Source organism: Ruegeria sp. N8 (genome assembly GCF_056531325.1).
This window is the reverse complement of sequence record NZ_JBQFLQ010000005.1, coordinates 189781-209601: the sequence shown is the minus strand read 5'-3', so window position 1 is coordinate 209601 and position 19821 is coordinate 189781. Positions and strand designations below refer to the sequence as shown.

The window sequence follows — 19821 nt, the reverse complement described above, 5'->3', positions numbered from 1 at the left end:
CGGGGCAGATTGGGTTGCACATCTTAGCTATCCGGTCTCTGCTACGGCAAACCGATTTGTAGGAGAGCACCATGCCCCAATCCCCCGACACAAACCGCCGTATTGTTCTGGCTGAACGTCCCAAGGGCCAGCCAGACGAGAACACTCTGCGGTTAGAGACAACCGATGTCCCGACGCCCGGGGCAGATGAAATGCTAGTGCGCACGGTCTTTCTGTCTTTGGACCCCTATATGCGTGGACGCATGAATGATGCAAAATCCTATGCCGAGCCGGTGGCGATCGGCGGTGTTATGACTGCGCAGGTTGTGGGACGGGTCGAGCAGTCGAACCTTCAGGGCTTTGCGGTTGGCGATTATGTCCTGAACATGAGCGGCTGGCAGGATTATGCGATCTCGGACGGGGCGCAGGTGGTCAATCTTGGTCAATTACCGGACAACCCGTCCTGGGCGCTGGGGATTTTGGGGATGCCGGGCTATACGGCCTATGCCGGGCTGCTGAAAATCGGTGAGCCTAAACCCGGTGAAACCGTTGTTGTCGCCGCAGCCTCAGGCCCGGTAGGGGCGACTGTGGGTCAGATTGCCAAGCTGAAAGGTTGCCGGGTGGTCGGCATTGCGGGTGGGCCCGAGAAATGCGCGCATGTGGTGCAAAATCTGGGATTTGATGCTTGTTTGGATCATCGCTCGGATGATTTGGCTGGACAACTGCGTGATGCCTGCCCGGATGGCATCGACGTCTATTTCGAGAATGTCGGCGGCAAGGTGCTGTATGCCGTACTGCCTTTGTTAAACCCGTTTGCGCGCGTTCCGGTTTGCGGCGTCATGGCCTGGTACAACCTGCCCGGTCTGCCCGAGGGGCCGGATATGGGCCCGGTGATCATGGGGACGTTGTTGCGGATGAAGGTACGCATGCAGGGTTTCATCATTTTCGACAATTTCGGCCCCGAAGTGTATCAGGAGTTCGTTCGCGATATGACCGGCTGGTTAAAAGACGGCTCGGTCACTTACAAAGAACACTTGGTCGAGGGGCTGGAAAACGCGCCTGAAGCGTTCAATCAGCTATTGGCCGGGGGGAACTTTGGTAAGATGGTCGTAAAGGTGGGGTGATCTGACCTCCTCTCATTTTAGTGCACCGCCCCGGACAAATCGGTCTGCCGGGGCGGTCGCGGGTTAACTTGCTGCCGCCAAAAGCGAGGCGTTGCCACCGGCGGCGGTGGTGTCAATACACACGTGACGCTCAAGCTGGCAGCGGTCGCCAAAATCCGCGTCATTGATCAGCGGGATCAAAGCACCGGGTCGCTGCGCCAAGGCCGCGCGGATGGCGCGAAGCTGCGCCTCTTCTCCCCAACAGACAACCGCATCGAAGCCCGAAATCGAGCCTAACACAGCGGGTTCCAGTACACCGTCCACCGTGTTCGGACCGCTCGCCGCAGGCGCAACGACGACGGCGGAACAGCCATGCGCCACAGCGATTTCGCGCTGCGCCTGCGCGGCCTCAAGCGATGGGCCAAGACACAGGATGATGCCACGGCCATAGGTCGACAGCGTGTTCGACTCGCCCGTCGGTCCTGGTAGCTGGTGCCGTTTCAACGCGATACGCGGCGGGCGTTTGGTTGCCGTCAGGACAGCCTGAACCGTGGCCTGATCGGCGGCCTGCCCCGTGGCCGCGGTAAGGCTATGCGTCGCGGGTTTGGTGAAACGCTTGACGTAAGACGGACCGCCCGCCTTGGGCCCGGTGCCCGACAATCCCTCACCCCCGAAGGGTTGGGACCCCACGATCGCGCCAATCTGGTTGCGGTTGATATACATGTTGCCGACGTTCAGTTGCGACGTAACCTGTTCGATCCGGTCGTCGATGCGCGAGTGCATTCCGAAGGTCAGGCCAAAGCCGGTGGCATTTATCGCAGCGACCACCGCGTCCAGTTCCGACGCCTTGTAGGTGGCCACATGCATGACCGGGCCGAACACCTCTTTTTCCAGATCAGCAATACCCGATACACGCAGGACGGTTGGGGCCACGAAAGTGCCGTCTGTCGGAGTATCCAGTTGTTTCAACACGCGTCCCTGCGCGCGGGCGCCTTCGACATAGGCTAGAATTTCACCCTGCGCGCCGTCACTGATCACTGGCCCGACATCTGTGCGCAAGTCCCATGGGTTGCCCACGACCAGCTCATCCATCGCTCCGTATAGCATCTCGAGGAATGGTTCGGCCACGTCCTCTTGCACGTAGAGCAGCCGTAGCGCAGAACAGCGCTGACCGGCGGATTGGAAGGCCGAGGCGACGATATCCTTGATCGCCTGTTCCGGCAGCGCCGTGGAGTCCACGATCATCGCGTTCAGCCCACCAGTTTCGGCGATCAAAGGGGCCTCGGGGGCGATCTGATCAACCATGGCGCGGTTGATCGTCTGCGCCGTGTGGGTCGAGCCGGTAAAGCACACCCCTTTGATCCTTGGGTCCGACGTCAGCCGTGCGCCCACGACCGAGCCGCGGCCCGGCAGCAGTTGCAACGCCGTCTTCGGAACCCCGGCTTCATGCATCAGGTTGACGGCGACCCAGGCGGTGATGGCCGTTGGGTCCGCCGGTTTGGCTAGGACACCATTGCCAGCGGCCAGCGCGGCGGCGATCTGCCCGGTGAAGATGGCCAGCGGGAAGTTCCACGGTGAAATGCAAGCCATCACACCGCGCGCAGGTCGCGTAACTTCGATACCGCGCACGGCGTAGTAGCGCAGGAAATCGACCGCCTCGCGCAGCTCGGCGATGGCGTCCATCGGGGTCTTGCCCGCTTCGCGGGTGAGGATGGCAAACAGCTCTCCTAAGTTCTGCTCATATAGCTCGGCGGCGCGAAACAGGGTCTGGCGACGCGTTTCAGCATCTGCGTTCCACTGGACCGCCGCGCCAAGTGCCGTTTCGACATCCTCCACCGATGCCTCAGCCACCACACCCACTTTGTCCGCGTGATCGGCGGGATTGAGGACAGGGCGGTCTGTGGTGTTTTGCGACGTGCCCTCCAAAAGCGGCCCAACCTGCCAGAACTTAGAGCGAAATGGCGCACGGGCCTGTTCGATCTCGGCCAGATCGTCTGTGTCGTGCAAGTCCCAGCCCCGCGAATTCGGGCGCTCGGTCCCATAAAGGTCCGCAGGCATCCAAACAGCCGCATTAGAGCCTGAGTCCAGCGCATCAAACGGGTCGGCGGCGACGATTTCCGGGGCCACGGATTGGTCCACGATCTGATTCACGAACGAAGAGTTCGCCCCGTTTTCCAGCAAGCGCCGCACCAGATAGGCCAGAAGATCCCGATGCGCCCCGACCGGCGCGTAAATCCGGCACCGGGTGCCGCTGCCCTTCAGGACCAGATCATGCAGGCTTTCGCCCATGCCATGCAGGCGCTGGAACTCAAAGCTGCGTGTGTCTGTGGCCATGTCGAGGATCGCGGCCACTGTATGGGCGTTATGGGTGGCAAATTGCGGATAAATTCGATCTGTCATGCCCAGCAGTTTCTGGGCGCAGCAGATATACGAGATATCGGTGGCCGCCTTGCGAGTGAAAACCGGGAAGCCGCGCAGCCCTTCGACCTGCGCGCGCTTGATCTCGGTATCCCAATAGGCACCTTTTACCAGACGCACCATGATTTTACGGTCCAATTCAGCAGCCAGCGCATGCAGCCAATCCAGAACATAGGCTGCGCGCTTGCCATAGGCCTGCACGACCACGCCGAACCCGTCCCAGCCCGCAAGCGACGGGTCGCGCAGAACAGCTTCGATCACGTCAAGGGACAGATCCAGCCGATCCGCCTCTTCCGCGTCGATATTCAGGCCCATATTGGCGGCCTTGGCCTGTTGAGCAAGTTGCAGCGTCAGGGGCACCAGCTCCGCCATCACCCGGTCTTTTTGCCCGACCTCATAGCGGGGATGCAGCGCCGAGAGCTTGATCGAAATGCCGGGGTTTTCCCGAATGTCCTGCGCGTCGCATTCCCTGCCCAGCTTGGCGATGGCGTCCGAATACGCGGCCAGAAACGCCTTGGCGTCGTGGGCTGTCAAAGCAGCCTCGCCCAGCATGTCGTACGAATAGGTATAGCCCTCGGCTTCTTGTTTCTTGCCGCGTTCCAGTGCTTCTTCGATGGTTTCACCCAGCACGAACTGCGCGCCCATTTCCTTCATCGCCCGCGCCACCGCGACCCGGATCACCGGTTCCCCCAGCCGTTTCACCGCCCCTTTCAGGGTCGCAGCAATGCCGGTGCCATCCTGCAGAACCTTGCCCGTCAGCATCAATGCCCAGGTGGAGGCGTTGACCAGAGACGACGACGATTGCCCTAGATGCTGCCCCCAGGCCGAAGGGGCGATCTTGTCCTCGATCAGCGCGTCAATCGTATCTGCGTCGGGCACGCGCAGCAGCGCCTCGGCCAGACACATCAGGGCCACGCCTTCATTGGTGGACAGGCCATATTCGGCCAGAAAGACTTCCATCAGGCCGGGGCGGCTGTCGTTGCGGATCGCGCGTACAAGATCAGCCGCGCGATTCTGGACCACCGCCCGCCTTGCTGCGTCAATCGGATAGCGGCTTGTCAGGTCCCGCAATACCTCGGATTCTGCCCGCAGGTGGTTGTGTCGAAGGTTCAGACGAATATCATGTAGCCTAGTCATGTTCTTTCCAATCCGCGTTCGATTTAAATAATCTTACCAAATCGCCGAAAGTTATGTTGACTAAAGCTTCAAAATAGGCGTGTTTATTGACCAAATTTCCTATTTAGTTTTGGCGATTGAGACCGTGTTAATAGAGAAAAATAGTCAACTAGACCGACATGACCTGAAAATCCTACGTATTCTGAGCCGTGAAGGCCGTATTCCGGTGACGGAATTGTCGGCGCGGGTCGGATTGTCCAAGACACCTTGTCAGGTGCGGATGAAACGTCTGATCTCGGAAGGGTATATACAGGGGTTTCGCGCGATTCTGGACCCTTCGAAGCTGGGGGTCGAACAGGTGGTCTTTGTCGAGGTTAGCCTGAAAATCACCACCGAAGCGGCTTTGACTGAGTTCAATGAAGCCGTGCAACGAGCGCCCGAGGTCGAACAATGCCACATGATTGCGGGTGCCTTTGACTATCTGCTGAAACTGCGCACCAAGGATATGCGCAGCTACCGTGAGATTTTGGGCCGTGTCGTGTCCACGCTCCCGCATGTGGACAGCACTTCGACCCATGTGTCGATGCAGTCGGTGAAAGACTGAGCCGCCCGACAGCGTTCATTGATGCAGGGCATCAATGATCTGTCGTGGCATTACCAGATCGCGGAAGGCGCGATGGATGGTTTCATCCGCTTCACTCAGCGGGGCACCACCAAGGTTGAAGCTGAGAAACCCGTGGGGAAGGCTGAGCGCCAGATAGAATTTGTTGCCCGAAAATGCCGCTGAGCAATAGTCGCGCCCACCTTGGTAGCGTTTGGCGATCTCGCTCAGCGTATAAGCGAATTCGGGTTTGACGTATTGTTCCAGCTGGTGCGGGTCGTCGGTAAAAACCTCAAAGATCTTCTCGGCATCCTCTAAGCCCAGATCCCAGCGATGTTGGGGCAAGACGTTGCGGCTTGCCCAGCTATACAGCTTGTTTAGGGTCTCACCGAAATCCTTGACGAAGACCGTGCGTGGCATTGCGGCCGGGCAATCGATTTCCAGCACGATGCCCGAGAACAGGGTTCTGGTCTTTCGTTTGTTGTCGCTGTCTCTGTAAGTGTCCGAGCAGCTCATTTGCAGCAGTTTGTAATTGGTGTCCCGCCAGGTGCCGCTGATCGCGTGATTTTCGCGCACGCGTTCGGATTCAGGTATGATTTGCAATGAAACCAAGCGCCCAATGGGAAGGAAGCTCATAGGTACGTCCGAGTGCAGCTCCATATGCCCTAGGAATTTGCACAGGATGGGGCGAATGTATTTCGAAACATCGGAACTGACTTTTCCGCCTCGTTCCAGAAAAAGGATCAAGGCCGCGGCCCCGCCGAAAGCAAGTGGAAAAATCGCAAAAAGAGGATGAATGTAGTACCCGCCTAATCCGGCCAGTACGACGGCAACAACGCCAGAGAACTTGATCCAGAACATACTGCGCGAGACGGCGGCCTGACGTTCAACTTCTTTCTCGCGTAGGAATGGGGCGATCTGCTGGTCAAAGATCCGGGAAAACCCGGTCTCGAACGGGGCAGATTCGACAAACTGGTATTCTGACATCGTTAAATCCTGACCAACAAACTACGAGTTTGGCGCAGATGCTAGCGATCCCTTGTCCGCCAGAATATCCCCAGACGTGTATCATTTGTATCGGATGTGTCCGTCTTAGCCATGTTCGCGCAGGCGACGCCATTTTCGACACAGAGAAGCGCCTCGCTGGACCTCGAGGCGCGATCTGATGCGCTATCGCAGGCCCAGTTTGGACAATAGCCAGTTGCGTTTCATCAGCCACCATCCGGCCTCGACGGGCCATAGGGCATGGTTCTGGTCGGCCCCTAGTGCAGCGGCGCTGCGCAGGGGCCAGTTCGGGTCGTCCAGCAATTCGCGGGCCACGGCGATCATGTCGGCGTCGCCCTTTTGAATCACCGAGTCGCACACCTTGGGGTCCCACAGGAAACCGACTGCCATTGTCGGCATATCCGCCCAGGACCGGACTTGCGATGCAAACGGCACCTGAAAGCCGTGTTCGATGGTCATCCGCTGTGGGCGATCCTTGCCGCCGATCCCGCCCGAGCTGCAATCGATCATGTCCACGCCGGCAGCTTTGAGCGCCTTGGCGATGTCAACGGTGTCTTCGACGGTCATGCCGCCGTCCACCCAATCCGACGCCGATAACCGAAAAGCCAGAGGATAGTCCTCGGGCCAGTTTCGTCGGATTTCACGTGCGATCTCGACGGCAAAGCGCACCCGGTTCTGCGCGCTTCCGCCCCAATGGTCCGCCCGCTGGTTGGTGATCGGAGACAGGAATTGATGCACCAGAAAACCATGGGCTGAATAGACCTCGATCATCTTGAACCCGGCCGCCTGTGACCGTCTGGCCGCTGCACCGAAGGCGGCGATGACGTCTTCGATATCGGCCTGGGTCATTTCGCGCGGGGTCGGCCAGCCCTCGGCATAGGGCAGGGCAGAGGGTGCCATTGCAGGCCAAGCCGCTTCCTTGCGCTGCGTGGCGTCTTCATCATTCAGCGGAGTTTCGCCGTGCCAGGGACGCCGCTCCGAGGCTTTGCGCCCCGCATGACTCAGCTGAATGCCCGGCACCGCGCCTTCGCGGGTGATGAAATCGGCGATGGGTTTCAGCGGGGCAATCTGGGCGTCTTCCCACAAACCCAGATCGCCGGGCGTGCGCCGCCCGTCACGGGTGACGGCGGTCGCTTCGGCATAGATCAGCCCCGCACCGCCCATGGCAAACCGGCCCAGATGCACCAGATGCCAATCATTGGCGCGGCCTTCATTCGCCCGATACTGGCTCATCGGTGAGACCGCGATACGGTTCTTGAACGACACAGATCGCAGGTCAAATGGACTGAACAATGAGGGCATTCTGGTCTCTCCGACTGTGATTTTCCGTCAACCTAGCGAAACCGAGCGGGCAACCCAAATAGATAATCTGTTAACGACGCCCGCGCCCAGTTTGACCGGCCCCGCCATCCTTGCGCATGGACAGGCCGATGCGTTTGCGTTTGACGTCCACTTCCACGACCGAGACTCTGACGATCTGACCGGTCTTTACGACCTCATGCGGATCTTTGACGAAGCGGTCGGCCAGTTGACTGATATGCACCAGCCCGTCCTGATGCACGCCGATATCCACAAATGCGCCGAAAGCCGCGACATTGGTGACGGTGCCCTCAAGCCGCATACCAGGTTTCAGATCAGTGATCTCATTGACCCCTTCCGCGAAAGAGGCGGTCTTGAAACTGGGCCGCGGATCGCGGCCGGGCTTTTCAAGCTCGGTAAAGATGTCCATCACGGTGGGCAGGCCAAAGGCATCGTCGACAAAACGCCGGGCTTGCAGCCCTTTCAGGGCGTCTTTCTGCCCCATGATCTGACGAATGTCGCGCCCGCAGGCGGCCACGATGCGGCGCGCCACGCCATAGGCCTCGGGGTGGACCGAAGAGGCGTCCAACGGCTCTGATCCGTCTCTAATCCGAAGGAATCCGGCGCATTGCTCGAAAGCGCGGGGGCCTAGGCGTGCGACGTTCAGCAGGTCTTCGCGGCGGTCAAACGCGCCGTTCACGTCCCGATGTGCCACGATCGCGTCGGCCAAACCCGGACCCAAACCCGATACGCGCGACAGCAAGGGGGCCGAGGCGGTGTTCAGATCGACACCGACCGCGTTCACCACATCCTCGATCACAGTATCCAGCGATTGCGACAGACGGTGCTGGTCGACATCGTGCTGGTATTGCCCGACGCCGATGGACTTGGGTTCGATCTTGACCAGTTCCGCCAGCGGGTCTTGCAAACGGCGGGCGATTGAAACCGCGCCGCGCAGGGACACGTCCAAATCGGGAAACTCGCGCGCGGCCAGTTCCGAGGCGGAATAGACAGACGCGCCCGCCTCTGAGACGATCACCTTGGTCGGGGCTTTCACCGCGCTTGGCAGCAGTTTCAGAGTATCGGCGACAAAGCTTTCAGTCTCGCGGCTGGCGGTGCCGTTGCCGATTGCGATCAGGTCAATGTCATGGGTCGAGATCAGCTTGAGAATGGCGGCTTGCGCGCCGCGCAGATCGTTTTTGGGCTGGAACGGATACAAGGTGTCGGTGGCGACCAGCTTGCCGGTGGGATCGACCACCGCCGCTTTGACACCAGTACGAATACCGGGGTCCAGTCCCAGCGTTGCCTTGGCCCCGGCGGGAGCGGAAAACAGCAGATCTTTCAGGTTGCGGGCGAAGACCTGAATCGCCTCGTCCTGCGCGCTGCTTCTGAGATCGGCCATCAACTCTACCATCATCGACAGAGACAGTTTGACCCGCCATGTCCAGCCCGCCACCTTGCGAAGCCAAAGATCGCCGGGTGAATTGGTCCGCGTGCCTAGATGGGCGGCGACCATAGCCTCGGCCCTTGCGGCGCCGGTTTCGGGGTCGGGGGCAATATCGAGCGTCACGATCCCCTCTTTCGAGGCGCGCAGCATCGCCAGCGCCCGGTGCGAGGGTGTATCGGCCCAGCGTTCGCTGTGGTCGAAATAATCGCTGAACTTGGCCCCTTCGGTCTGCTTGCCGTCGATTACTTTTGCGGTCAGCAGGGCCTCGCGTTGCATGAAGCTGCGCAACTCACCCAGCAGGACGGCGTTTTCGGTCAAATGTTCGGTGATGATGTCGCGGGCACCGTTCAGGGCGTCTTTGGTGGTGGGTACTGCGTCCGAGACATAGCCCCCGGCCAGCGCTTCGGGATCGGCAAAGCGGTCGGCCAATATCGCCTCTGCCAGCGGCTCCAGCCCGTTTTCGCGCGCGATCATCGCCTTGGTGCGCCGCTTTGGCTTGTAGGGCAGATAGATGTCTTCCAACTGCGCTTTGGTCTCGGCCCCGGCGATGGACTTGGCCAGGTCGTCGGTCAGTTTGCCCTGATCGCGGATTGAATTCAGGATCGTGTCACGGCGGGCATCGAGTTCGCGCAGATAGTCCAGTCGCTCAGACAGGGTGCGTAGCTGGCTGTCATCCAGCCCGCCGGTCGCCTCTTTCCGGTAGCGGGCGACAAATGGTACTGTGGCCCCCTCGTCCAGCAGTTTGACCGCAGCGCCGACCTGATCGGGGCGGGCGTTGATCTCGGCGGCGATGGTGCGTGCGATGCGGTCCAAGGGGGTCTCCTTCAACTGGGTCGGAGGGTCTTCTTAGCCACAGGCACCGGCAAGGGAAAGAGGTCGAATTCTAACGGACCAGAGCCAGCAGATCGTCGTGCAGCGTTTTTGAGATTTCTGCATAGCCCCGCGCCCTGTTGCGCGCACGCGCGGCATAGCGCCGTTGCGAGGGCAGGCGCGCGCCCTGACCCGTGATATCGGCAAACAGCCGCTCGGCGCGGGCATCGTTTTCGTCCACGCGGCCGCCGCTGAACTGGGCGGGGTCGAAGGCCAGGATGATCTCGCCATGATAAGGTGCGCTGCTGGTGCCGTCGGCATAGGCCAAGCTTTCCAGACTGGTCAGATCGTCGATCAAGGGCCCAGCCAAAAGCTCGATCATGATCGACAAAGCTGACCCCTTATAGCCGCCGAAGGTCAGCATCGCGCCTTCCATCGCAGCGTGCGGGTCGGTTGTTGGGTTGCCCTCCTTGTCGAGCGCTACGCCGTCGGGCAGGGGTTTGCCTGCGCGGCGGTAAAGCTCGATCTCTCCCCGCGCAAAGGCGCTGGTGGCAAAGTCGAAGGTGAATGGATCCTGACCCTGACGCGGCCAGCTAAAGGCCAGCGGGTTGGTGCCAAGTGACCCGCGTGTACCTCCGGCTGGGGCGACCCAGGAATGGCTGGGCACCATCGCCATCGCGGCCAGCCCAGCCGAGGACAATTGTTCAACCTCGGGCCAGAGGGCTGAGAAATGGAAACACCGGTTGATCGCCATTGCGGCGATGCCGTGCGTGCGCGTTTTCTCGATCAGGTGGGGAAGGGCCTCATGAAAGGCCAGCAAGGAGATCCCGCCGCGTGCATCGACACGGACAATGGCATTGTCTGAGGGGGTGATGACTGGCGCGACATGGCCGTCGACCTTGCCCGCGTCCATCGTTTCTGCACACATGAGCAGGCGAAACAGTCCGTGCGAGTGGCAATCGTCGATCTGGCAGGTGGTCAGCAAATCCGCGATGGCGGTGGCATGGTCCGGGCCATAGCCCGCGTTTTTTAGGATAGTCAGGCTTAGCCCGTGGATCTCATCCAAAGTCAGTTTGACCGTTTCGCTCATGCCCCGCCTTCCTTTTCCATGTTGCCATGGACAGGAATAACGCGGCGGGGCAGGCGAAGGAACAGCTTTCCGGCGTTAGCCTTCCGATTCTGATTGCAGATAGGCAATGACGTTGGTGATGTCCTCATCCTTCTTCAAGCCGGCGAACTGCATCTTGTTGCCGGGCAGAGTGCCCTTGGGGTCAGCCAGAAAAGTGGTCAGGGTCTCGACATCCCAAACAATGCCCGAGCTTTTCAGCGCGTCCGAGTATTTGAACCCATCCGCTTGGGCAGCCGACGCGCCAACGATGCCGTACAGCGAGGGGCCTACACCGTTCTTGCCCTCTTTAATCTGATGGCACGCCTTGCACTTGCGATAAACTTTTTTGCCCGCCTTGATATCCCCTTCAACTGCGGCAACAGCGGCAACCTCAACCGGAGCAGCGGTCCCAGCGTCGGCTTTTTGCTCGTCCATGTTGAAGAATAGGCGTGCGGTGATGGGCACGGTCCGGGTGATGCCGGGAAGGCTGGCCAGCTCCATCAGCTTGTCGACCCCGGCATTTACGCCCGCGTCTTCGGTGCTGAGAAACACCATGTCGTTGGTCGAGACCATCACGGATTTCTCAGAAACCCGCAGGACGAACATTTCAGTATCAAACTCAACATCCGTGCCGATCAGCGACAGTGCCGCTTCGACATCAACGACTGCTGTTTGACCGACGGCCAGCGCCTTCACCTCGTCCATATCGATCTGGGCGGTCAAAGTCGCCGTACCTGCATTGCGAAAGACATGCTCGATCATGCGCTCGTTGCGGATGTCTATATTCGTCTCGACCGAGGACAGGTCGATCTCGATCTCGGCCTTGCCATCGGGGCTGACATGGCCCGACAGGTTGGTGAAGGAATTGACTTCGCCCACGGTGTCTTTCTTGATAGTGCCATAGGCCAGGTGTGAGCCTTCGGGCGACAAGGTCCAATGTTCAGCCAAGGCCGGGGTTGCAATAATTGCCGACGCAATCGTGACTGCTTTCAACATAAGTTTCATTTCATTCCTCCACAGGTTATGACATTCCTGACCTCGCGGGCCCGATCCGTGAATGTCAAACACACACAGGTCACTATTTATTCAATGGGTGGTGAAATTAGTTCCGAACAGGCCGTGCGCGGCGCGATACAGACGCATTCGAAACGCGTCTGGCGCTTTGGGCTTGCCTTGTCCGGAGCCTCTGATGTGGCGGATGACTTGCTGCAATCCACGTGCCTGCGTGCGTTGGAGCGTCACCATCAGGTGACTTCGCATGATCGATTGGACAGTTGGCTGATGACGATCTGCCGCTCGATCTGGTTGAATGAGGTGCGCTCGCGCTCGGTCCGCAAGGCGCAGGCGTTGTCGGTGACGCCCGAGGCGGAATTAATTTCACATGATTCCGATTCCGAAACGAATATTTTCGCGGCTGAGGTGTTTACCCAAGTGATGCAACTGCCAGAAGCGCAGCGCGAAACGGTAATGCTGGTCTTTGTCGAAGGCTACAGTTACCGCGAAGCGGCGGCGATGCTGGACGTTCCCATCGGTACGATTATGAGCCGGTTGTCCAACGCCCGGCAGAAACTTAAAACCGTGATGCAGCAGGATGCTGCAAGCGCCGTTCGACGGAGTGGCAAATGAAGTTTTCCGATGAGACGCTGACAGCGTATCTGGAAGGCAATGTGGATGAGGCCGAGGCAAACGCGATTGAAACCGCGGTTGCGGCCGACCCCGAGCTGGAAGCGCGCCTGATGGCGCTGGATCCGTTTGCACCGGTTGTGCAGGCGGTGTTTGAAAACGTGCCTGCCGAGGCACCGCAGGTCGATCTGCCTGAACCGCAGTCGGCTGTTCCTGTTCACCATTCCGGAAGCCCGTGGCGTTTGGTGGCTGTCGCCGCTTCGGTCGCGGTGCTGGCGGTGTCGGCAACCTTCTGGAGCACCCGGCCCGAGCCGCTGGGCTGGGCCGAACAGGCGGCGATCTACCAGTCGCTATATGTGCCCGATACGATTGCTTCGCTGGACAATTCGGCTCAGGCGCTGGACGCGCAGTTCGAATTGGCCGAGGCCGAGTTGGGACGGTCGCTGAACCGCGACACGCTGGAAGCCCTGCCGGGGATGGAGCTAAAGCGCGCGCAGGTTCTGTCGTTCAACGGAAAGCCGTTGATTCAGGTCGTGTTCGCAGATGAACAGGGGCAGCCCTTTGCCTTCTGCATCATACGTCAGGGCGAAGGCGCCCCCAGCAAGGCCGTGAAGCTTGCCGAGTTGAGCGGTCTGGCAACCGCGACATGGTCCGAAGGAGGCTATGGCTATATGCTGATTGGCAGTAGCCCTCAGACCCCACTGAAGGGACAGTTGGACATTCTGACCACAGGTTTCGCCAGCTAGGTCCGCAGCCACAGAAACACCTTGTGAACCGGTGGAAATACCCGAAATATGTCGGGTATGACCACAAACCCTGCCATGCCTGATCCCGATGAGGATGACGAAACGCTGGGCCCCGGCAGTATCTATGATGTCGACCCGCCCGAGGATGACGATCTGTGGTTTCTGCCCCCCGACGAAGAGCCCGAAGAGGATTTTATCCTGCCGGGCCCAAAGGCCGATCGCAGGCTGTTGTTCGACTCTCGGGATTGGCGGGCAGCGCAGGCAGAACTGTCACTGGAACTGGCGGATCTGGCGGCCACATTCGGCGCCTTGGATGAAAGGCTACGGGCTGGTCCCAAAGGCTGGACGCATCGTCTGGCATTGATGGACGTGTCTGATCTGGGTTGGTGGACTGGTGACCGGATCGGTGTCGACCGCTTGGCGCTATGGACCGGGTTGCGGATCGGCGCGACCGGTGATGACGTACAGGCCTTGTTTCGGTCCGGCTGGGCCGTGCGGCGTCTGACATCAGGTGCAGGACCGTCCGAGGGCGGATGGGCCACCGGGGTAACTGCCTTTCTTGACCGGATGGCGCAGGGGATCGACGAAGTGCCCGAGGCCATCGCCGACCTGGCCGAGGTGATGGGGCATGCGGACGGGCTGCACCCGGTCACGCAAGCCGCGATTGCTTTTCATGCGTGGCGTGCGGTTTCACCGGGTGTCGGGCACGACACCGAAGCAGCCATCATCGCAGCACGCCATGCAGCCACGATGGGTCGGGGCGGCGCGCTTTTCATGCCATTGGCCCTGTCAGGCCCCGGCGCTTTGCGTGGCATGGGTGATACCGGGGAAAAGTTGGGCGCGTGGTATCGGGGTCTTGGGCAGGCCGCCTTGGCCGCCTTGTTGCATCTGGACCGTGTCAGCGCCTGGGATAACCGTGCCCGCGCCGCGACCGACGACCTGAGCGGACGAACCCCACCCAAACTGATCGAAGCGCTGACAGCCTGGCCCATGGTGTCGGCCCCGTTGGCCGAAGAGTTGACGGGTGCCTCGCGCGCGGCGGTTCAGCGCAATATCGACAGGTTTTCGGATCGCGGCTTGATCCGTGAAGTGACCGGGCAGGGGCGTTACCGCGTCTGGACTGCCGCGCTGTGATCCATGATCCAGTCCCGAAAACGCCGAGCCGGAGGGCGCAGAGTTCGGCGGGACGGATAGATCAAGTGATAAGCTTCTTGCCCCGGTACCTCGATCCCGTCGAGGCATGGAACCAAGCCTGACAGAGCTACAATACGGTCTGACGCAGGCGCTCGGGCAAGCGCAATGCCCGCGCCTGCCGCCGAAAGCTCGGCCGCGATAAGCGAGTTGTCTGCAAAGAAATACCGCGCCTGACCCCCGGGCAGGCGTAGCGTTTCGAACAGATGTGGCCAGCTTGCCCGGTGGGTCGAGACCTCGATCAGGGTGAAGTTGAACAAATCCTGCGGCGTGTCGATCTGCGCAGCCAATTCGGGCGGGGCCACGGGATACAGCCTTTCACGCACCAGTTCATCGCTTTCCGTGCCAAAGAGGTTTGGATTGCCAAACACAATCTGAAGATCGGTGAAACGATTGCTGAAATCAGCGTCCAGATTGCCGGTCGACAGCGACAGGTTGATATGGGGATTTTGCGTGTGAAAATCGGGCAGACCCCCGGCCAAAACCCCATGAGCGAACAGGAGAACCGACTGCACGTAAAGCCGCTGTTCGCGTGTTTCGCCGAACAATCCGGTCGTTGCGGTTTCCAGCATCAGCAGTGATTGCTGCACCGATGGCAGATAGGCGCGTCCGGTCTCGGTCAGGGTGACGGAATGCGCATGGCGGTGAAACAGAGGGGTGCCCAATTGCGTCTCGAGAGCCTTGACCTGTTGGCTGACGGCGGCGGCGGACATGTTTAATTGGGCTGCCGCGCGCGCAAAGCTTTCGGTTCGCGCGGCGGCCTCGAACACGCGCAGCCAGTTCAGCGATGGGATACGGCCTGCCATGGCAGTTAGACTAAGCTGAACTTAGCCTGACGGGCAAGAACCTGTGCTCTGCCATTAATGATGCATCAACTAGGCTGCAATCACATGCAGTAAGGAGGAGCGCGCATGTCTGACCCTGTCTCAATGGCTCAAACCGCCCTGACGCCCGAACAATCCGCTCAGTATTGGGAGGATGGGTATTTGTTTCCCCTGACCGTTTTCACGGGCACGGAAACGGCCGCCCTGCGGGCCGAGTTCGAACAGATTGAGCGGGAATGGCTGGATGCCGATCTGCCTTTGCCGTTGAACACCTATAAGCGGGTCAATTCGCATCTTGTAATGCCTTTGGCCGCCCGCGTTGCCATGGACCCCCGTGTTCTGGATCTGGTCGAGGGCGTTTTGGGCCCCGATATCATGATCTGGTCAGCCGAATTTTTCGTCAAGGAACCGCGGACAGCGCACACGGTCGGTATGCATCAGGACCTGACCTATTGGGGTATGGGCGAGACGCCGGATCAGGTTACGGCCTGGATCGCGCTTTCGCCTGCGACGCCTGAAAGCGGCTGCATGGATTTTGTGCAGGGCAGCCATAACAACCCGATCCTGCCGCATAACGACACCTATTCTGACACGAACCTTCTGTCACGCGGGCAAGAGATCGCCGTGGAGGTGCTGGAGGAGGACAAAACCCGGATAGAGCTGTCGCCGGGGCAAATGTCGCTGCATCACGGTTTAACGATCCACGGGTCAGGACCGAACAGCTCGAACGACCGGCGCATCGGGTTGGCGATCCGATATCTGAACCCCAATGCCAAACAATTGGTGGCCGAAAAGGACTATGCCATGCTGGCGCGTGGGCGCGACGGGCAGAGCAATTTTGTTCCCGTTCCTCCGCCCAACAGTTTGTTTTCAGCAGAATCGCTGGCTCTGTACGACCAGGTGCGGCGCGACCAGAGCAAGGCTTTGGCCGAGGGCGCGCAGGCGGATGTGCCGCTGTACGGTTAGCGACCGACCCCGGAATAGCTCTCGAACCCGGCCTTCAGGGCCATGTCGCGGGAATAGATGTTGCGCAGGTCGACCATTCTGGCCGAGGTCATCGAGGCCGCCATATCGCCGAGGTTCAGGGCGCGGAACTCGTTCCACTCGGTCAGCAGCACGACCGCATCCGCATCCTTTGCGGCGGCATAAGGATCGTCGAACCAGTCGACACCGGGCAGCAGGGCCTCGCCTTCGGCGCGGCCTTGCGGATCGACGACGCGGACACGGGCACCGCCCCCGATCAGGGCGGGCACGATGGTCAATGAGGGCGCGTCGCGCATGTCGTCGGTGTTGGGTTTGAAGGTCACGCCCAGCACCGCGATGGTCTTGCCATTGAAACTGTCGTCGCAGGCATCCCGGATCTTGTCGATCATCCGGTTTTTTACACCGTCATTGACCCGAATGACCGTCTCGGTGATTTGCATCGGATAGGCGTGATCCTGTCCGATCCGCGCCAGCGCGTTGGTATCCTTTGGAAAGCATGATCCGCCATAACCGGGGCCAGCATGCAGGAATTTATTGCCGATCCGACCATCCAGACCGATACCGCGAGCCACCTCTTTGACATCGCCGCCAACACGTTCGCACAGGCCGGCGATTTCGTTGATAAAGGTGATCTTGGTCGCCAGAAACGCATTGGCCGCGTATTTGATCATCTCGGCGCTTTCCAGATCGGTTGTCAGGATCGGAAAATCGCGCAAGTAGAGTGGGCGGTAGATATCGGCCATCACCCCGGCGGCCCGGTCGTTTTCGACACCGACAACCACCCGGTCGGGCCGCATGAAATCATCAATGGCGGCCCCTTCGCGCAGGAATTCCGGGTTCGAGGCGACATCGAATTCGGCCTGCGGGTTGGCGGCGGCGACCACCTGTTGAACTTGACGGTTGGTGCCCACGGGAACAGTGGATTTCGTGACAATCACGGTATACCCGGTCAGCGCATTGGCGATCTCTTCGGCGGCGGCCATCACATAGGTCAGGTCTGCATGCCCGTCGCCGCGGCGGGTCGGGGTGCCCACCGCAATGAACACTGCGTCCGCCCCATCTACGGCAGCGGCGAGGTCGGTGGTGAAACTCAACCGTCCCGAGGCGACGTTCTTGGCCATCAGCACGTCCAGACCGGGCTCATAGATCGGAACTTCGCCCGTCTGAAGCATCTCGATCTTGCCTTCGGCCTTGTCTACGCAAATGACGTCATGGCCAAAATCCGAAAAACAGACCCCCGACACGAGCCCCACGTACCCTGTGCCGATCATTGCAATACGCATGTATCAATATCCTTCTTCGGAAACCGCCTTGTGGCGCATTCATTCAGGAAAGTTTCGCCGGTTTCAATGCCCAGCCGTGACCTTGGGTTGCATTCCGGGGTATCTTGCTGTTTCTGAGTCTGCGATCAAGCAGATAGAATGTGTGGAATGGACCGATGACAAAAACAGCATTAATTACCGGCATCACTGGGCAGGATGGCTCTTACTTGGCCGAGTTTTTGCTGGAAAAAGGATATGAGGTGCATGGTATCAAGCGCCGTGCCTCGTCATTTAACACGCAGCGGATCGACCATATCTATCAGGACCCGCACGTGCCGAATCCACGCCTTCATCTGCACTATGGCGATCTGAGCGACACGTCGAACCTGACCCGGATCATCCAGCAGGTGCAACCGGATGAGGTTTATAACCTGGGAGCGCAATCCCACGTGGCGGTCAGCTTTGAGTCGCCGGAATACACTGCCGATGTGGACGCCATCGGAACCCTGCGCTTGTTGGAAGCGATCCGCTTTCTGGGGCTGGAGGAGAAAACCCGGTTCTATCAGGCCTCGACTTCGGAGCTTTACGGTCTGGTTCAGGAAATTCCGCAGCGTGAGACAACGCCGTTCCATCCGCGCTCACCCTATGCGGTGGCCAAGCTTTATTCTTATTGGATTACGGTGAACTACCGCGAAGCCTATGGAATGTATGCCTGCAACGGAATCCTCTTCAATCACGAAAGCCCACGCCGGGGCGAGACGTTTGTCACCCGCAAGATCACGCGGGGGTTGGCCAATATCGCGCAGGGTCTGGAAGAGTGTCTGTATATGGGCAATATCGACAGCCTGCGGGATTGGGGTCACGCCAAGGACTATGTGCGTATGCAGTGGCTGATGTTGCAGCAGGACACGCCAGAGGATTTCGTGATCGCAACCGGGGTGCAGTATTCGGTGCGTCAGTTCATCGAATGGTCAGCGGCCGAACTGGGCGTGACGCTGGCGTTTTCGGGCGACGGCGTTGATGAGATTGCCACTGTGGTCTCGGTCGAAGGCGCGGATGCGCCTGCATTGAAGGCCGGGGACGTTGTGATGCGGATCGACCCGCAATATTTCCGCCCGGCTGAAGTGGAAACTCTGTTGGGCGATCCGTCAAATGCCAAAAACAAACTGGGGTGGGAGCCCGAGTTGACCGTTCAGGAAATGTGCGCCGAAATGGTGCGTGAGGATTTGAAGACCGCCAAACGCCATGCCTTGTTGAAAGAGCACGGGTATGACTTGCCGGTCAGTCTGGAAAATGGCTGAGGAGCGGGGCATGCGAAAGATCTATGTTGCCGGACATCGCGGCATGGTCGGTGGCGCGATCCTGCGTCGGTTGCAAGGCCGTAAAAAAGCAGGTGAAGCGCTTGAGCTCATCACCCGCACCCATGCCGAGCTTGATCTGACCGATCAGGCGGCAGTTCGCGACTTCATGCAATCCGAACGCCCCGATGTGGTGGTGCTGGCCGCCGCCAAGGTTGGGGGCATTCATGCCAACAACACCTATCCAGCCGATTTCATTTACGAAAACCTGATGATCGAGTGCAATGTGATCCATCAGGCTTTTGCTGCAGGGGTTCAGACCCTATTGCAATTGGGCAGTTCCTGCATCTACCCGCGCGCGGTTCCGCAACCCATGCGCGAAGATGCCCTGCTAACTGGCGTGTTGGAGCCGACAAATGAACCCTATGCAGTCGCCAAGATCGCGGGGATCAAGCTGTGCGAAAGTTACAACCGGCAGCATGGGGTCGACTACCGCTCGGTCATGCCGACGAACCTTTATGGTCCGGGTGACAATTTCCACCCAGAGAACAGCCATGTGCTGCCCGCCCTAATCCGCCGCTTTCACGAGGCCAAGCGCGACGGGCTGGATGAGGTGGTGATCTGGGGCACTGGCAAGCCCCGGCGCGAATTCCTGCATGTGGACGATATGGCCGAGGCCTCGTTGTTCGTGCTCGACCTGCCGCGCGATATTTACGAGGCCAATACCCAGCCGATGCTGAGCCATATCAATGTGGGCTGTGGTGAAGATATCTCGATCGCGGAACTTGCCGCACTGGTGGCGCGGACCGTGGGGTATGACGGGCGAATTTCACAGGATAGCAGCAAGCCGGACGGGACGATGCGCAAGTTGATGGATGTCTCGCGGCTGGCCGACATGGGATGGCGCGCGCGGGTCGGGCTGGGTGACGGTATTCGCGAAACCTATGCGTGGTTTCTGGACCAGTCTCAGGCGCAAATCCGCGCGAAGTAGCCGCCCGACATATTGC

The 19821-nt window shown here is 59.7% G+C and carries 16 protein-coding genes; 8 read left to right on the top strand and 8 right to left on the bottom strand.

All coding sequences use genetic code 11. The annotated features are described in order from the left end of the window. Window positions 1-71 precede the first annotated feature (71 nt). Window positions 72-1103, top strand: a complete 1032-nt coding sequence (locus tag ACR0C5_RS12290) for an NADP-dependent oxidoreductase (protein WP_480876915.1) — start codon at window positions 72-74, stop codon at window positions 1101-1103. Window positions 1104-1166: 63 nt separating this feature from the next. Here the strand turns inward: ACR0C5_RS12290 and putA are convergent, their stop codons facing one another. Continuing rightward, on the bottom strand, window positions 1167-4637 hold the full coding sequence (putA, locus tag ACR0C5_RS12285; RefSeq protein ID WP_480876913.1) for a bifunctional proline dehydrogenase/L-glutamate gamma-semialdehyde dehydrogenase PutA: 3471 nt from the start codon (window positions 4635-4637) through the stop codon (window positions 1167-1169). Window positions 4638-4716: 79 nt separating this feature from the next. Between putA and ACR0C5_RS12280 the strand changes: the two genes are divergently transcribed. Next, window positions 4717-5220 (top strand): Lrp/AsnC family transcriptional regulator, encoded by a 504-nt coding sequence (locus ACR0C5_RS12280; protein WP_480876910.1) that lies wholly within the window; start codon window positions 4717-4719, stop codon window positions 5218-5220. Between the two features lie 15 nt (window positions 5221-5235). Here the strand turns inward: ACR0C5_RS12280 and ACR0C5_RS12275 are convergent, their stop codons facing one another. The 5 genes from ACR0C5_RS12275 to ACR0C5_RS12255 form a co-directional block, all read right to left on the bottom strand. Further along, a complete protein-coding gene (locus ACR0C5_RS12275; RefSeq protein ID WP_480876907.1) occupies window positions 5236-6204 on the bottom strand; it encodes a DUF3137 domain-containing protein in 969 nt (322 codons plus the stop codon). Window positions 6205-6387: 183 nt separating this feature from the next. Beyond that, window positions 6388-7524: an NADH:flavin oxidoreductase/NADH oxidase gene (locus ACR0C5_RS12270; RefSeq protein WP_480876904.1), complete on the bottom strand. Its 1137-nt coding sequence runs from the start codon at window positions 7522-7524 to the stop codon at window positions 6388-6390. Between the two features lie 70 nt (window positions 7525-7594). Then, window positions 7595-9781: a Tex family protein gene (locus ACR0C5_RS12265; protein ID WP_480876900.1), complete on the bottom strand. Its 2187-nt coding sequence runs from the start codon at window positions 9779-9781 to the stop codon at window positions 7595-7597. Between the two features lie 70 nt (window positions 9782-9851). After that, complete coding sequence (locus ACR0C5_RS12260; protein ID WP_170789922.1) at window positions 9852-10868, bottom strand: Ldh family oxidoreductase; 1017 nt, start codon at window positions 10866-10868, stop codon at window positions 9852-9854. A gap of 75 nt (window positions 10869-10943) precedes the next feature. Beyond that, window positions 10944-11891, bottom strand: coding sequence for a c-type cytochrome (locus ACR0C5_RS12255; protein ID WP_480503692.1), 948 nt, complete (start codon window positions 11889-11891; stop codon window positions 10944-10946). Between the two features lie 84 nt (window positions 11892-11975). On the opposite strand from ACR0C5_RS12255, the gene ACR0C5_RS12250 reads away from it, so the two are divergent. The 3 genes from ACR0C5_RS12250 to ACR0C5_RS12240 are packed head-to-tail and all read left to right on the top strand — an operon-like array spanning window position 11976 to window position 14389. Then, a complete protein-coding gene (locus ACR0C5_RS12250) occupies window positions 11976-12512 on the top strand; it encodes an RNA polymerase sigma factor (protein ID WP_170789923.1) in 537 nt (178 codons plus the stop codon). Continuing rightward, on the top strand, window positions 12509-13255 hold the full coding sequence (locus ACR0C5_RS12245; RefSeq protein WP_170789924.1) for an anti-sigma factor: 747 nt from the start codon (window positions 12509-12511) through the stop codon (window positions 13253-13255). The genes ACR0C5_RS12250 and ACR0C5_RS12245 overlap by 4 nt, the downstream gene beginning before the upstream one ends. Before the next feature lie 48 nt (window positions 13256-13303). Then, window positions 13304-14389: a helix-turn-helix domain-containing protein gene (locus ACR0C5_RS12240; RefSeq protein ID WP_480876895.1), complete on the top strand. Its 1086-nt coding sequence runs from the start codon at window positions 13304-13306 to the stop codon at window positions 14387-14389. Here ACR0C5_RS12240 and ACR0C5_RS12235 read toward each other — a convergent pair. Beyond that, window positions 14362-15252: a LysR family transcriptional regulator gene (locus tag ACR0C5_RS12235; RefSeq protein WP_170773310.1), complete on the bottom strand. Its 891-nt coding sequence runs from the start codon at window positions 15250-15252 to the stop codon at window positions 14362-14364. The genes ACR0C5_RS12240 and ACR0C5_RS12235 overlap by 28 nt on opposite strands. A gap of 105 nt (window positions 15253-15357) precedes the next feature. On the opposite strand from ACR0C5_RS12235, the gene ACR0C5_RS12230 reads away from it, so the two are divergent. Beyond that, the gene (locus ACR0C5_RS12230; RefSeq protein WP_480876892.1) at window positions 15358-16236 is read left to right on the top strand and encodes a phytanoyl-CoA dioxygenase family protein; all 879 of its coding nucleotides are present in this window, start codon (window positions 15358-15360) and stop codon (window positions 16234-16236) included. Here the strand turns inward: ACR0C5_RS12230 and ACR0C5_RS12225 are convergent. Then, window positions 16233-17537, bottom strand: coding sequence for a UDP-glucose dehydrogenase family protein (locus ACR0C5_RS12225; protein WP_170789928.1), 1305 nt, complete (start codon window positions 17535-17537; stop codon window positions 16233-16235). The genes ACR0C5_RS12230 and ACR0C5_RS12225 overlap by 4 nt on opposite strands. A 155-nt stretch (window positions 17538-17692) precedes the next feature. On the opposite strand from ACR0C5_RS12225, the gene gmd reads away from it, so the two are divergent. Further along, complete coding sequence (gene gmd, locus ACR0C5_RS12220; protein WP_170773314.1) at window positions 17693-18817, top strand: GDP-mannose 4,6-dehydratase; 1125 nt, start codon at window positions 17693-17695, stop codon at window positions 18815-18817. A gap of 10 nt (window positions 18818-18827) precedes the next feature. Then, a complete protein-coding gene (gene fcl, locus ACR0C5_RS12215) occupies window positions 18828-19805 on the top strand; it encodes a GDP-L-fucose synthase (RefSeq protein ID WP_480876888.1) in 978 nt (325 codons plus the stop codon). Window positions 19806-19821 lie beyond the last annotated feature (16 nt).